Annotated in this window: 12 protein-coding genes; 2 read left to right on the top strand and 10 right to left on the bottom strand. The window is 70.5% G+C overall.

Annotated elements, in window-relative coordinates:
* Positions 1-16: 16 nt before the first annotated feature.
* The 10 genes from M3B01_RS13095 to M3B01_RS13050 form a co-directional block, all read right to left on the bottom strand.
* Positions 17-1,480, bottom strand: a complete 1,464-nt coding sequence (locus M3B01_RS13095; RefSeq protein WP_259792727.1) for an APC family permease — start codon at positions 1,478-1,480, stop codon at positions 17-19.
* Between the two features lie 87 nt (positions 1,481-1,567).
* Positions 1,568-2,683: a Fic family protein gene (locus M3B01_RS13090; RefSeq protein ID WP_259792725.1), complete on the bottom strand. Its 1,116-nt coding sequence runs from the start codon at positions 2,681-2,683 to the stop codon at positions 1,568-1,570.
* Between the two features lie 316 nt (positions 2,684-2,999).
* Complete coding sequence (locus M3B01_RS13085; RefSeq protein ID WP_259792721.1) at positions 3,000-4,424, bottom strand: bifunctional dTDP-4-dehydrorhamnose 3,5-epimerase family protein/NAD(P)-dependent oxidoreductase; 1,425 nt, start codon at positions 4,422-4,424, stop codon at positions 3,000-3,002.
* Between the two features lie 11 nt (positions 4,425-4,435).
* Positions 4,436-5,440, bottom strand: coding sequence for a dTDP-glucose 4,6-dehydratase (rfbB, locus tag M3B01_RS13080; protein WP_259792718.1), 1,005 nt, complete (start codon positions 5,438-5,440; stop codon positions 4,436-4,438).
* A gap of 228 nt (positions 5,441-5,668) precedes the next feature.
* A complete protein-coding gene (rfbA, locus tag M3B01_RS13075) occupies positions 5,669-6,562 on the bottom strand; it encodes a glucose-1-phosphate thymidylyltransferase RfbA (protein WP_259792716.1) in 894 nt (297 codons plus the stop codon).
* Positions 6,563-6,574: 12 nt separating this feature from the next.
* Positions 6,575-7,894 (bottom strand): glycosyltransferase family 4 protein, encoded by a 1,320-nt coding sequence (locus M3B01_RS13070; RefSeq protein ID WP_259792713.1) that lies wholly within the window; start codon positions 7,892-7,894, stop codon positions 6,575-6,577.
* On the bottom strand, positions 7,891-8,256 hold the full coding sequence (locus tag M3B01_RS13065; protein WP_259792711.1) for a PRC-barrel domain-containing protein: 366 nt from the start codon (positions 8,254-8,256) through the stop codon (positions 7,891-7,893). The genes M3B01_RS13070 and M3B01_RS13065 overlap by 4 nt, the downstream gene beginning before the upstream one ends.
* A 92-nt stretch (positions 8,257-8,348) precedes the next feature.
* Positions 8,349-9,170: a TetR/AcrR family transcriptional regulator gene (locus M3B01_RS13060; RefSeq protein WP_259792709.1), complete on the bottom strand. Its 822-nt coding sequence runs from the start codon at positions 9,168-9,170 to the stop codon at positions 8,349-8,351.
* Positions 9,167-10,393, bottom strand: coding sequence for an aspartate-semialdehyde dehydrogenase (locus tag M3B01_RS13055; RefSeq protein ID WP_259792705.1), 1,227 nt, complete (start codon positions 10,391-10,393; stop codon positions 9,167-9,169). The genes M3B01_RS13060 and M3B01_RS13055 overlap by 4 nt, the downstream gene beginning before the upstream one ends.
* Positions 10,390-11,889: an aspartate kinase gene (locus M3B01_RS13050; RefSeq protein ID WP_259792702.1), complete on the bottom strand. Its 1,500-nt coding sequence runs from the start codon at positions 11,887-11,889 to the stop codon at positions 10,390-10,392. Before M3B01_RS13050 ends, M3B01_RS13055 begins: the two co-directional genes overlap by 4 nt.
* Positions 11,890-12,203: 314 nt before the next feature.
* Here M3B01_RS13050 and M3B01_RS13045 point away from each other — a divergent pair, with 314 nt between their 5' ends.
* Both M3B01_RS13045 and M3B01_RS13040 read left to right on the top strand, forming a co-directional pair.
* Positions 12,204-13,067 (top strand): carbohydrate ABC transporter permease, encoded by an 864-nt coding sequence (locus M3B01_RS13045; RefSeq protein ID WP_259792698.1) that lies wholly within the window; start codon positions 12,204-12,206, stop codon positions 13,065-13,067.
* Between the two features lie 15 nt (positions 13,068-13,082).
* A complete protein-coding gene (locus tag M3B01_RS13040) occupies positions 13,083-14,210 on the top strand; it encodes a carbohydrate ABC transporter permease (RefSeq protein ID WP_259792694.1) in 1,128 nt (375 codons plus the stop codon).
* The last annotated feature ends 417 nt before the right edge of the window (positions 14,211-14,627 follow it).

The raw sequence follows: 14,627 nt of genomic DNA, 5'->3' as shown, positions 1-14,627 counted from the left end.
AAGCCCGCTCACCGGCTCACCCCTCGAGGATCACCTGCTCCAGCTCCTTCTCGGGCATCTCGTCCACCGTGGGCTTGCGCAGCACGAAGAACACGATGCCCATCACCACCCAGGCGGCCAGGGCGATCAGCGGCTCGGTGGCGAGCGCGCCCGGGGAGCCGGGCACGATCAGCAGCAGCAAGAAGCCCACCGACAGCACCGCCCCCACGATGGCGATCACCTTCGCCAGCTTGGTCTTTCCCGGCGACCAGCCGTCTTCCTCGGCGATCTTGAACGCCACCAGGCAGGTGACGAAGTAGGCCACGGTGACGCCCACGGAGGTCATGTCCACGATCCACAGCAGCGCCGAGCGGCCGAAGAACGGGGACGGAGAGGCGATCAGGATCGCTGCGGTCACCGCCACCACCGGGGTGCCGAAGCGGTGGCTGACCCGCCCCAGCACGGGCGGCAGCATCCGGGCCCTGCCCATCGTCATCAGGATCCGGCTGGCCGAGACGGTGAACCCGTTCAGTCCGGTGATCACGCCCATGAACACGGCGATCACCACCAGTGCGCGGCCCACCGGGCCCAGCATCGCGGTGATCGCATCGGCCGTGGCCCACACGGAACCGTCGACGCTGCCGCCGGCGTGGGAGGCCGCCACCGAGGTCACCAGGATCATCGTGAGGTAGATGGCGCCGGAGGCGAAGATCGCAGCCACGATCAGGCCCATCGCCTTCTTCGGGGAGAAGTCGAACTCACCGGCCGCCTGGGGCACGTTGTCGAAGCCCACGAACGCCCACGGCGCGAACGCCACCATGACCGCGATCGCCGCGAGCGGGGACACCTCCGCGGGGAAGCCCCGATACAGCGGCACGGGGTTCTGGAGGTACAGCACCGCGGTCCATACCAGGATGATGGCCACCGCCGCCATCATGATCACGCAGGCGTAGAACTGGAAGCGTCCCGACAGCGCCGCGCCACGGGCGTTGAGCGCACCGGCGATGATCATCGCGGCCAGGGCCACCACCACCTCGGGGGCGTGGATGTCCCAGCCGGCGATCGTGTACAGGTAGCCGCGCTCCATGACCGAGGGGAACAGCTGGCGGAACACCAGGGTCATCGCCGAGGCGTTCAGCGCGATGATGCACGCGTACGCCAGCGCCAGGAACCAGCCCACCACGAAGGAGGCGTACCTCCCGAAGGCGTGCAGCGTGAAGGAGAGCTCCCCACCGGTGACCGGCAGCGCCCGGATCACCAGACCGTAGGAGACGGCGATGATCGCCATCAGCACCGTGCCGATCGCGAAGCCGATCAGCGCACCGGCGGTGCCGCCGTCGGCCAGCCACTCCACCGGCAGGATGAATGCACCCCAGCCCACGGCAGAGCCCAGCGCGATCGCGAACACCCACGCGGGCTTCATGGTCCTCTCGAGCTTGCGGGTCTCGGCGTGCGCGGTGGCACCGACCGGGGCGGGCGCGGGGCTGTCCGATGCGGACATGAAGAGGCTCCAGTAATCCGGGGGCGTGACTGGGGACACACACTACCGGCGTTCGGCCTGGCCGGAGACCGACACCTCCGCCGCTGTTCACAGGGGAAGGCGCTGAGGTGGAGCAGGAACCCCCGGGTGCGGAGGCGACTTCCGGGTGTCGAACTTCGTGCTCGCCAATCGTCTTTCAGCCCACGTGATCAGATCCAGGACCTCGCCCGACACATACGCGTGGCGACCGGAACCGATCGACCGTCGAGTGAGGATCTCAGCCTCGTGCAGCTCATCAAGCGCACGAAGTGCAGCAACCCTGGACACCCCGTGGATCCTCTGCGCCGTATCGACGGTGAGGACGGGTGTACCCACCATGTCCGCCAGGATCAACGCTGTGGCGGAATCACTGCGAAGTGCTCGTTGACTCCCCCGCCGCTGGCGCGACGCCGTCAAGCGCTGCTCCCACTCCTCCCGGATCTCCGACAGCTCTCCGGACAGCGTGACGGCCTGTTCGCTCGCCAGAAGGGTCACCTCCGCGAAGAAGCTGATCCATCGCTCACGACCACTGCCCCCGCTCCCCCGGCCCTCGACGTCACGGAACTGCTGAAGATGATCGACGTACCTGTCACGCAGCGTCGAGAGCACGAGGCTCACGGGGAGCACCGAGTCAGGGGTGAGACCTCGCCGGGTGAGAACCGAGTGGATCAGAGCTCGACCAACCCGTCCGTTCCCGTCGGTGAAGGGGTGGATCGTCTCGAACTGGGCGTGGACGAGTGCGGCCTGCACGATAGGTGCGTGCGAGGCACCGTTCATGTAGTCCACGAGGTCCTGCATCGCCGGTTCCACACGGACCGCAGGAGGCGGGACGAAATCCGCGTCGAGTGGATGCCAGTCGGATCCACCGATCCAGTTCTGGACGTCCCTGATCCCGTGATGGTGGGGTTCATCGCGCAGCAGGCTCCGGTGCAGGTCGATGATGCTCTCCACGGTCACCAGCGGCGCGCCGACCAGGCGTGTGGTCGCCTCACGAACCAGTGTCATGTTGTTGGCGACCATCTGTGCCGGTGCGCTGACACCCTGAACGGTCTCACTCTGGCCGAGTTCGGCGAGCGCCACCTGCCGCGCCGACGGCGCGATCCCCTCGATCCGCGATGAAGCGATCGCCTCGGAGCGCAGCAGGAACCTGGAGATCGCCGGGAGGTCATCGCTAAGGCCGGTCAACGACCTGACCTTCGACTCCGCCGTGGCGAGCAGATGTTCGGCCTCCCGACCCAGCACGAGAGGAGCCTGGACGAGAGTGTCGGGAACATACGCGAGGAACGGCCCGGAGCGCCGGTCGCGCCGTGGCAACCCCGACACCGCGGACGACTGCCATTCCTGTTCTTCCCACGCGTTCATGTAGTCCTCACCCGGCCGCTGACACCTCGATGATGTTCGGATAACTCTTATCCTTACATCTCGGGGCGCCGCCCGCCCGGATAACCGCTACCTGTTCCTGACTTCTCCCAGGCAACGGCGCCCCACATGGTGCTCGCCCTCACCCCCGCTGCAGGTACTCCCTCAGCGCACGCATGTGGTCCCGCACCTCGAAGCCGGTCGCCTCGATCTTCGCCAGGTCCAGCGCGGAGTTGCGGGGCCGGGGCGCCACGGTGCCGTCGCCCTCGGCCTTGCCCTGGGCGGCGTAGTACTCGGTGGTACTCACCGGGTGCACCCGTGCGCGGTCGTGACCGGTGAGGGCGAACACCTCTGCGGCGATGTCGGCCCAGCTCAGCGGCTCCCCTCCCCCGCTGATGTTGTACACACCGGGTTGCGGCCGCTGCGTGAGCAGGTGGTCGATCGCGGCGGCGAGATCGCTGGTAAAGGTGAGGCGGCCGATCTGGTCATCCACCACCGCCGGGTCGATCCCCCGCTCGGCCAGCTGCGCCATCGTCCGCACGAAGTTCGTGCCCTCGCCGATCACCCAGCTGGTGCGCACGATGTAGTGATCCGGCCAGGTGGCGACAAGCTGGTCGCCTGCCGCTTTGGTCTGGCCGTACACGCCGAGCGGACTGAGCGGTTCGGCCTCATCGTGCAGCTCGCGCTCACCGTCGAACACGTAGTCGCTGGAGACGTGCACCAACGTGGCCCGCTCCTGCCGGGCCGCCTCCACCAGGCGGCCCACACCGGTGACGTTCACCGCCCAGGCCGCGCGCCTGCCCTCGGGGGTCTCCGCGGCATCGACTGCGGTGTGCGCGGCGGCGTTGACGATCACGGCGTACGGCGAGAAGTCGAAGGCGTCCACGCTCGCGGCGTCGGCGATGTCGAGCTCGTTGCGATCCACGGCGTCGACGTCGGCCCGGCCCTGCCAGCGCTCGGCGAGCGCGCGGCCCAGCTGGCCGCCGGCTCCCACCACCAGGGTGCGGCGCGGCGGCACCGGCGTCACCTCCGAAAGTCGGGGGTGGGCCTTGTCCTTCTCGGACAGCTCCGCCTGCTCCAGGGGGATGGGCCAGGGGATCGCGGCGGTCTCATCGGCCAGGTTCAGGAAGGTGTACTGGGCCTGTGCGGCTTCGGACCAGTGCGCGCTGACCAGGTAGGTGTACGCGGCGGGCGCCTCGAGGGTCTGGAAGGCATTGCCCACCCCGCGCGGCACGAAGATCGCCGTATCGGGGGTGATCTCGTGGTGGTAGGTGGCCCCGAACGTCGGCCCCTCGCGCAGATCCACCCAGGCGCCGAACACGCGGCCGGTGGCCACGGAGATGTACTTGTCCCACGGCTCGGCGTGGATGCCGCGGGTGACGCCCACGGCCTGGTTGAAGGAGATGTTGTTCTGCACGGGGCCGAAGTCCGGCAGCCCGGCGGCCACCATCTTCTGGCGCTGCCAGTTCTCCTTGAACCAGCCGCGCTGATCGCCGTGCACAGGCTGGTCGATCACCAGCAGTCCGGGGATGGGGGTGGAATGGGCGGCGAGCGGCTTGGTGGTCATCTCGTGCCCCCTCACTGGCCGGTCGCGGCGTACTTGGCCTCGGTGGCCTCCTTCTGGGGGCGCCACCAGGCCTCGTTGGCCCGGTACCAGTCCACGGTGGCGGCCAGGCCCTGCTCGAAGTCGCCGTAGGCGGGCTTCCAGCCCAGTTCCTCGCGCAGACGGGTGGAGTCGATCGCGTAGCGCAGGTCGTGGCCGGGGCGATCGGCCACATGGTCGTAGTCGCCCGCGTCGCGGCCCATGATCTGCAGCAGCAGCTCCACGACCTCCTTGTTGTTCTTCTCGCCGTCGGCGCCGATCAGGTAGGTCTCCCCGATCTGCCCGCGCTCCAGGATCGCGAGCACCGCGGAGGAGTGGTCATCGGCGTGGATCCAGTCGCGCACGTTGGTGCCCGCGCCATACAGGCGGGGGCGGATCCCGTCGATCAGGTTGGTGATCTGGCGGGGGATGAACTTCTCCACGTGCTGGCGGGGCCCGTAGTTGTTCGAGCAGTTGGAGAGGGTGGCCTGCACCCCGAAGGAGCGCACCCACGCGCGCACCAGCATGTCGCTGCCGGCCTTCGTGGCCGAGTACGGGCTGGAGGGGTTGTAGGCGGTGGTCTCGGTGAACCGCTGCGGGTCATCGAGTTCCAGGTCCCCGTACACCTCGTCGGTGGAGACGTGGTGGAAGCGGGTGCCGTGCCTGCGGGCCGCCTCCAGCAGCGTATACGTGCCGATCAGGTTGGTGTGCAGGAACGGGGAGGGGTCGGCCAGCGAGTTGTCGTTGTGGGACTCGGCGGCGTAGTGCACCACCGCATCGGCCTGGGCGACCAGCGGGTCCACGGTCACCGCGTCGGCGATGTCCCCCACCACCAGGCGCATCCGCCCTTCCGGCAGGCCCTCCAGTGAGGCCCGGTTGCCGGCGTAGGTGAGCGCATCCAGCACGGTCACGGTGTCATCGGTGTGGGACAGCACGTGGTGGACGAAGTTGGAGCCGATGAAGCCGGCTCCACCGGTGACGAGCAGGTGACGAGAGGCCACGGGGACTCCTAGCGCGAGGGTGCTTTTCTGCCATTGTGGCACCGCCTGCCGCGCAGGGCGGCGCAGGCACGGGACGTGCGCTCGCGGCGGGGCGCAGTCCGCCAGCGGGGCGCAGTCCGCCAGCGGGGCGCAGTCCGCCAGCGGAGCGCAGCTGTCGTGTCAGCGCCCTGGGGCCGCGATTCACGCCGGCTCGCGTCGCTGCCGGCCCCTGATTCCGCGCTTCCGCCCTCAGCCCGCGTTCCCGGAGCGGTCGGCCAGTTCCCGTTCGAGCACGTCCAGCAGGTACCGCCCGTACCCGGACTTCACCAGCGGCTCCGCGCGCTCGCGCAGTTCCTGATCGCTCAGGTAGCCCATGCGCCAGGCCACCTCCTCAGGCGCCCCGATGGACAGGCCCTGGCGGTGCTGCACGGTGCGGATGAAGTCCCCAGCAGCGGCGAGGTCATCGAAGGTGCCGGTGTCCAGCCAGGCGGTGCCGCGGGTGAGCACCTCGACCTGCAGGGTGCCCTCCTCGAGGTAGCTGCGGTTGAGGTCGGTGATCTCCAGCTCGCCCCGGGCGGAGGGGGTGAGGGCCTCGGCCCGGGAGACCACGGTGTCGTCGTAGAAGTACAGGCCGGGCACGGCGAGGTTGGAGCGGGGCCGGGCAGGCTTCTCCTCCAGGGAGAGTGCGCGGCCGGCGTCGTCGATCTCCACCACGCCATAGGCGGTGGGGTCCTTCACCCAGTAGCCGAACACGGCGGCTCCGTCGAGCTCGCGGTAGCGGCGCAGCTGGGTGCCCATGCCCTGCCCGTAGAACAGGTTGTCGCCCAGCACGAGGGCCGCCCGGTCGCCGTCCAGGAAGTCCTTGCCCAGCACGAAGGCCTGGGCGAGGCCGTCCGGGGAGGGCTGCACCACGTACTGAAGGTTCACGCCGAAACGGGATCCGTCACCGAGGACGCGCTGGAACGCGGCTTGATCCTCCGGGGTGGTGATGATCAGGATGTCGCGGATCCCGGCCAGCATCAGGGTGCTCAGCGGGTAGTAGATCATCGGCTTGTCGTACACCGGCATCAGCTGCTTGGAGACGCCGATGGTCAGGGGGTGCAGTCGCGAGCCGGTGCCGCCCGCCAAGATGATTCCACGCATGGCGCCAGTATGTCAGGGTCGGGCAGGCGTGTCGGAAGCACCCCGACCTGCCGCCACCACCTGCTCCAGGATCCCCAGATACCGCGCAGCGAGCACGTCGTCATCGGCGTGAGCGGCCACCCAGTCCCGACCGCTGTCCCTCCCGGCCGCCAGGGAGCGGTCAGCCGCCAGGCGGGACCACAGAGTCACCAGGGCGTCCTCGTCCTCGGGCGCCAGCACATCCCCGGCGCCGGCCTCCCGCACCACCTCGGCGGCCTCCCCGTCCAGCAGGGCGGTGATGTGGCGCCGGGTGGCCAGCAGCTCGTACAGCTTGGAGGGCACGGTCCACGCGAAGGGCTCCCAGTCGCGCAGGGACACCACCACGGTGTCCGCCCACGCGTACTGCTCCTGGACCTCGGTGTGCGGGATCCGGGACAGCACCTGCACCGGCGCGCCCAGCTCATGGGCGAGGGCCGCGAGCGCGGGAGCCTCCACGCCGTGCCCGATCATCCGCACCTGCACCGGCACGCCCCGGGCCCGCAGCCGGGCGGCGGCCCGCACCACGGTCTCCAGGCCCTGGGAGCGGCCCATGTTGCCCAGGTACAGGCAGCGCAGCTCGCGGTGGTGCCCGCGCGGGTGATCGAGCTGGGCGCGCACCCCGGCCAGGTCCGTGCCGTTGCGCACCACCCGGGGGTCGTCGATGCCGCGCTCGCGCAGCACCTCGGCGAAGCGAGCGGTGGTGGTCACCACCACCTGCGCGCCCTGCTGCCAGCTGGTCACCGCATGGTGCACCGCTCCCTTGGCCCGGCCGATCGCCAGCCCCACTGCCCGCCGCAGCGGGTCCGGGCGCGTGTGGGGGGCGAGCTTCACGGGCACCGCACCGGCGGGGCCGACGTGGGTGACCAGGTCCGGCCAGGCATCGCGCATCTCGGCCACCAGCGGCACCCGCCAGCGCAGCGCCAGCATCCTGCCCACCAGCAGGCTGGGGACGGCGGGGGCGGTGGCGATCACCACGTCGGGCCGAGTGGAGGTGCGGGCGAAGCGGCACAGCAGCCGGCGCAGCGAGTCGGCCGCGGCCACGGCGTGGTCGGCGGTGCGGGTGCCGATGTCGGAGCGGTGGGGCAGGTACGCGGTGCGCAGCACGGTCTCCCCGTGGTCTCCGCGCTCGACGGCCCCCACGCGGTGGGTGCGGCGCTGCTGCGGGGTGGGCCTGCCACCCGGGTAGTGCGGAACCGGGGCGGCCACGGTGACCTGGTGCCCGGCATCGACGAACCGCTGGATCAGGGCGGACCAGCGCCGCTGCGGTGCACCGAACTCGGGCGCGTAGTAGTGCGTGATCAGCAGGATCCTCATGCCCGGGGCGCCTCCTCGATGCCCAGGGCGCGGGCTGCTCGCCGCAGGGTCTGCGGATCGGCGTGCGCGGTGGGCGGCGGCGGGTCCCCCGCGCGGGCGGCGGCCGCATCCACCACCAGGGTGATGTGCTGGGAGGGCGTGCTGAACAGCTCGGCGAGGGAACCGGGAGCGATGGCGACAGCGGGCAGCAGCACGGCGCGGCCCCGCAGGCGGCCGATGGTCACGGTGATGGCGGCCAGCTCCCCGGTGGCATCGGTGAGGTAGATGTCCCGCACCCGGCCCACGTGCTCGCCATCGCTGCCGCGCACCGATGCGCCCGGCAGCTCCTGGACGTGCTCGGGCGCGGGGGTGCTGCGGGTCACCGGCGGTCGACCTCCTCGACGGGCGCGGCCACGACGGACCCCACATGCCTGCTCCGGCAGCGGCGACCGCGCCGCGACCGGCCGGGCTGTGCTCAGCCCTTCAGGTAATGGTGCACCAGTCGGCGCACATCCTCCACCGGATCAGTGGTGACCGAGGGCTGCAACGGGCTCACCGACTGCTCCCTCACCGCCAGACTCAGCAGCAGGGAGAAGGCCGACCGGGCAACGAAGGCGGGGTCGGCGTCGGGCACCAGGCGGCCGGCCTCCTGGTAGGCGGTGAGCACCGACTCCAGGATGTGCTCGTGCACCAGGCGCAGCCGTGCGATGCGGAAGCGGCCCGGGTGCTCGGGGTTGACGATCTCCGCAGCCAGCGTGGACAGCAGGCCCATGAGGTGCTGGGTGGGATCCCAGGGCCCGGCCAGGGCGGCATCCAGCGCGGCCGGGCTGCCGGAGAGCTCCTCGACCGAGTCCAGCAGTCCCTTGGCGTGGGCCTCCAGGCGGTCGATCACCGACCCCAGCAGCACGTCCTTGGAGGCGAAGTGGTGCAGCATGCCCGGGTGGGAGATGCCCACGCGGCGCGAGATGTCCCGCAGGCTGGACCCGTGGTAGCCGCGCTCGGCGAACAGCGCCGCGGCGCCGTCGAGTATCTCCTCCCGACGGCTGGGGGCCTGCGGGGTGGTGGGGCCGGCGGTCTCCACCGGGGTGTGGACGTTGCGGATCTCCTCGGGCTCGTCCGCAGGCTCGGTGATGCCCTGGCTGAGCGCTCGCAGCGCCCGCGAGATGGGGTCGTAGTCCCCGACCGGCTGCGGGGCGGGGTCGATGACCTCCTCCCCCGCGCGGTCTGAGAGGAACATGGCCAGCGGGGTAGGGCCCGGGCGGCCGTTGGCCAGCGGGCTGAGCTCGGACATCGTCATCGTTGGTCCTTCCGCGCGAGCAGTTCGGTGATCTGGATGGCGTTGAGAGCGGCACCCTTGCGCAGATTGTCGGCCACGGCGAACAGCACCAGACCGCGACCGTCGGGAACCGACTGGTCCTGACGGATGCGGCCCACGAAGGTGCCGTCGCGACCGGCGGCGTCCAGCGGGGTGGGCAGGTCGGTGACGGTCACACCCTCGACCTGCTCGAGCACAGCGCGGGCGCGCTCAGCATCCAGGGGCCGTTCGAACTCGGCGTGCACCGCCACGGCGTGCCCCGTCATCACGGGCACCCGCACACAGGTCCCGGCCACCGGCAGCTCCGGCAGGCCCAGGATCTTGCGGGACTCGTGGCGCAGCTTCTGCTCCTCGTCGGTCTCCCCGGAGCCGTCCTCCACCAGGGAGCCGGCCATCGCCAGCACGTTGAAGGCGATCGGGGCGACGTACACCTCAGGATCGCCCAGCTCGACGGCGCTGCCGTCGGTGGCCAGCTGCTCCATGCGATCCGCACCGGCGCGCAGCTGGGCGGCCAGCTCGGCCACGCCCTTGACTCCGGAGCCGGAGACTGCCTGGTAGGTGGCGATGGTGAGACGAGACAGGCCCGCCTCCTCGTGCAGCGCCTTCAGGGTGGGCATGGCGGCCATGGTGGTGCAGTTGGGGTTGGCGATGATCCCCCGGGGCCGCTCGTGGATGGCCTCGGGGTTGACCTCGGCCACCACCAACGGCACCTGGTCGTCGCGCCGCCAGGCGGAGGAGTTGTCCACCACCACAGCACCGACCTCCACGAAGCGGGGCGCGAGCGCCTTCGAGGTGGAGCCCCCGGCGGAGAAGATCGCGATGTCCACCCCGCCGTTCGCGGCCAGATCCGCCGCGGCGGCATCCTCCACCGGCAGCTCCAGGTCCGCGTACTGCACCGTGGAGCCGGCGCTGCGCGCGGAGGCGAAGGCACGGATCGCGGAGTGCGGGACGGCGCGCTCGGCCAGCAGGGTGAGCATCACGCGGCCCACCTGGCCGGTGGCGCCGACCACGGCGATCACGGGGCCGTCGGGCGCGTAGCCGGGAGTCCCCGAGAAGTCGGGGGCGGCAGCGGAGTCGGGAGTTGCAGTCACGTCAGCAGTCGCAGTGAAGTCGGGGATCGCAGCGGAGTCCGGCGTGGCGGGGATGTCGGACGTGTCGGGCGCGGCTGCGCCAGGGGCGGCGCTGCGCGGATCCTGCGCGGTCATCGGCCCGTCCCCCCGTACACCACGGCCTCGGTCTGCTCGGTGTCCAGGCCGAAGGCCGTGTGGATCACGCGCACCGCGTCGTCCAGGCGCGACTGGTCGGTGACCACGGAGATGCGGATCTCCGAGGTGGAGATCATGTCGATGTTGATGCCGGCCTCGCCCAGGGAGCGGAACAGGGTGGCCGAGACGCCCGGGGAGGACTTCATGCCCGCTCCCACCACCGACACCTTGCCGATCTGCTCGTCGTAGCGCACCTCGGTGTAGCCGATGGCCTCATGGGCTGCCTCGATCGCCGCGATCGCGGCCGGGGCGTCGGCCTCCGGGAGGGTCAGGGAAATCGCCACGGTGTCATCGGTGGTGGAGGTGTTCTGCACGATCATGTCGATGTTCGCACCGGCGGAGGCGACCACGTCGAACAGCAGCGCGGCCCTGCCGGGGATGTCCGGCACCTCCACGACGGTGATCTTGCCCTGGCTGCGATCATGCGCGACGCCCGAGATGATCGGGGCCTCCAGACCGGGGACAGCGGACTCGTCCACGGGAACCTCCTGGGTGGGGACGGTGGGGCGGGCAAGGGCGGCGGGATCCGAGGGGTCCGATGATTCAGAGGCGTCGATGCGCACCGTATCGGCGCCGGCACCCCGAGTGCCCACCGCGCCTGACCGAGTGGTCGGGAATGGGGAGTCCGTGCTGGTCACGGGCGCAACGGCCAGCTCCGCGGCACGCCTGACGAGGCCTGGATCGATCGGGATCTCCCGCTGCAGGTCGTCGGTGACGATGGTCCCGGGCAGGCCGGAGTACGAGCTGCGCACGTGCAGTGGCACCCCGTAGCGCCGCGCGTACTCCACACTGCGCACCATCAGGATCTTGGCGCCGTTGGCGGCCAGGTCCAGCATCTCCTCGCAGGAGATCAACGGCACCCGACGGGCCGAGGGCACGATGCGCGGATCGGCGGTGAACACGCCGTCCACATCGGAGTAGATCTCGCACACGTCGGCCCCCAGTGCCGCCGCCAGCGCCACCGCGGTGGTGTCCGAACCGCCCCGGCCCAAGGTGGTGATCTCCTTGCTGAGCTGGGAGACGCCCTGGAAGCCGGCCACGATCGCGACGGCGCCGTCGTCGATCGCGTCGCGGATGCGACCGGGGGTGACCTTCTGGATCAGGGCCCTGCCGTGGACGCTGTCGGTGATCAGCCCGGCCTGGGAGCCGGTGTAGGCGCGCGCCTTGACCTCCAGCGCGTTCAGCGCCATCGACAGCACCGCCATCGAGATCCGCTCCCCCGCCGTCAGCAGCATGTCCAGCTCGCGCGGCGGGGGCGTGGGGGTGATCTGGGCGGCGAGGTCCAGCAGCTCATCGGTGGTGTCCCCCATCGCGGAGACCACCACGACCACCTGGTGACCGGCCCGGGCGTACAGCGCGATCCTGTCCGCCACACGCTTGACGGACGCCGCGTCGGCCACGGACGACCCGCCGAACTTCTGGACCACCAGGCTCATGGGGCGACTCCTCGGGTTGCGGGGACGATGCGGGGCCGACCGGGCTGCAAGGGCTGTGAAGGGGTCAGGGGTCCCCTGGCCAGGGTGGCACCGGTGATCATTCTAGGATCCACAGGGCGCTCGTGTGCGCTGTGTTCGCGCGGATGAACGCGGATGTCGCCGGGCACGATCCCCGGCCCGACCACCGGTGATGGACAGGTGTCGGTCGAGGGCCGGGCAGGCCTGCTATAGGTTGAGCCGGTACCCGGGCTATAGGTTGAGCCGGTACCCGGGGCTGCTGCCAGGCGCCCACGCACACCGCGACGGAGGGCACGATGAACGCTCGGCGACCGCTGATCGGCTGGCTGCTGATCGCCCCGAGCCTGATCGGCGTGAGCGCCTTCCTGATCCTGCCGGTGGTGCTGGCCTTCGTGATCTCCCTGTTCCGCTGGGACCTGCTGGGCACCCGCCAGTTCGTGGGCCTGGAGAACTACACGAGCCTGGTCACCGGCGGCGCACTCACCAACTCCCTGCTGGTCACCGCCATCTTCACGCTGATCTCGGTGCCGGTGTCGCTGGCGGTGGGGCTGCTGCTGGCCACCCAGCTGGTGCGGGCCCTGCCCGGCTCGGCGATCGTGCGGGTGATCGTGGTGATCCCCTGGGTGTGCGCACCCCTGGCCCTGGGCGTGGTGTGGAAGTGGATCTTCCAGCCGTCGGTAGGCGCGCTGAACCAGATCCTGGGCGTGCGCATCGAGTGGCTCACCGACCCGCAGCTGGCCCTGCCGGCGGTGGCCTTCGTGGCGATCTGGCAGAACGTCGGGTACATCTCGCTGTTCTTCCAGGCGGGGCTGGGCAAGATCCCCACCTCGATCTACGAGGCGGCCACCCTGGACGGCGCCGGGTCATGGCAGCAGATGCGGCACATGACCATCCCCCTGCTGCGCCCCACCACGTTCTTCCTGGCCATCACCCAGGTGGTGGCCAGCTTCCAGGTGTTCGACATGGTGTACGCCCTCACCGGCGGAGGCCCCCAGCGCCGTACCGAAGTGATCGCCACCCTGATCTACAACGAGGCCTTCGTGGCCTCTCGCCTGGGCCGCGCCAGCGCCGTGGCGGTGATCCTGTTCGTGATCCTGGTGATCATCACCCTGGTCCAGCAGCGGTACTTCTCCCGCCGCATCACCTACGACATGAGCTGAGAGGAGGCAGGGACGATGACGACAGCGAGCACCGACGGCGCTCCGCAGGGCAACGGCGGCAGTGCGCACGCGGACGGCAGTGCGCACGACCACAGCAGCGCAGGCGGCCAGCGCGGCGTACGCGGCCCCGCCCGGCGCAGCGCACGCGGCCAGCGCAGCGCAGGCGGCCAGCGCAGCGCCCACGCCCAGCGCAGCGCAGGCGGCCAGCGCAGCGCCCACGCCCAGCGCAGCGCACGCGGCCAGCGCAGCGCCCACGCCCAGCGCGGCTCACGCGGCCAGCGCAGCGCACGCGACCAGCGCAGCTCACGCGGCCTGCACGGCCGGCGCCTCCTGCACCACCTCGCCACCTATGCGGTGCTGCTGGTGGCCGCGTTGCTCACCCTGGCCCCGTTCCTGGTCTCGGTGATGACCGCCTTCACCTCGCGCCAGCAGTTCGCCCAGCAGGGCCCACTGGCGGCGCCGGACCCGCCGGTGCTGGACAACTTCGTGCGCTTGTTCACCGATCCCGATGGCTTCGTGACCCCGGTGGCGGTGACGGTGCAGATGGTGGCGGTGATCCTGGCCGGGCAGATGGTGTTCTCCGTGCTGGCCGCGTACGCCTTCGCGCATGTGCGCTTCCCGGGCCGGGACATGCTGTTCTGGGTGTACGTGGCCACCCTGATGGTGCCGCAGGTCGTGGTGGTGGTGCCGCTGTACCTGATGATGAGCGAGATGGGGCTGCGCGACACCTTCTGGGCGCTGGTGCTGCCGTTCGTGCTGGGCTCGCCGTACGCCATCTTCCTGCTGCGGGAGAACTTCCGCTCGGTGCCCTCGGAGCTGATGGACGCCATGCGGATCGACGGCGCCGGCACCGGTCGTCTGCTGTGGAACCTGGTGGTGCCGCTGAACCGGCCGATCATCGTGACCCTGGTGCTGATCACCGTGGTCACCCACTGGAACAACTTCATGTGGCCGATGGTGATCACCTCCGGCCCCACCTGGCGCGTGATCACGGTTGCCACCTCCGCCCTGCAGTCGCAGTACAACAACAACTGGACCCTGGTGATGGCCGGGACCACGTTGGCGATGCTGCCGCTGGTGATCCTGATGGTCGTGTTCCAGAAGCAGATCACCCGCTCGGTGGGCGAGACCACGCTGCGCTGAACCGGACTGCCCGGCCCAGCCAGCCCAGCCCGCCCCAGCTAGTCCGCCCCGGCCGACCCGCCCCGACCAGCCCCGACCAGCCCCGACCAGCCCCGACCAGCCCCGACCAGCCCCGACCAGCCTGCCCCAGCTAACCCGCTATGTCCGGTTCGCTGGCGGCGGGACGGAATCGCTGATTTCGGGGCTGAAATGCAGTCGGTGCCTCACTGGCGTCCCGTGCTTCGTCAGCACCCGCGCAGCCCACCCCAGCCCGCCCAGCAAGCCCACCCCAGCCCGGCCAGCCAGCCCGCCCCAGCTAGCCCCGACCAGCCCGCCCCAGCTGGCCCGCTATGTCCGATTCGCTGGCGGCGGGACGGAATCGCTGATTTCAGGGCGGAAATGCAGTCGGTGCCTCACTGGCGTCCCGTGCTTCGTCAG

The organism is Brachybacterium sp. p3-SID957 (assembly GCF_025144775.1).
GTDB classification, from domain to species: domain Bacteria; phylum Actinomycetota; class Actinomycetes; order Actinomycetales; family Dermabacteraceae; genus Brachybacterium; species Brachybacterium epidermidis.
The sequence above is the reverse complement of the archived record's forward strand: the minus strand, read 5'-3'. Positions and strand labels throughout refer to the sequence as shown.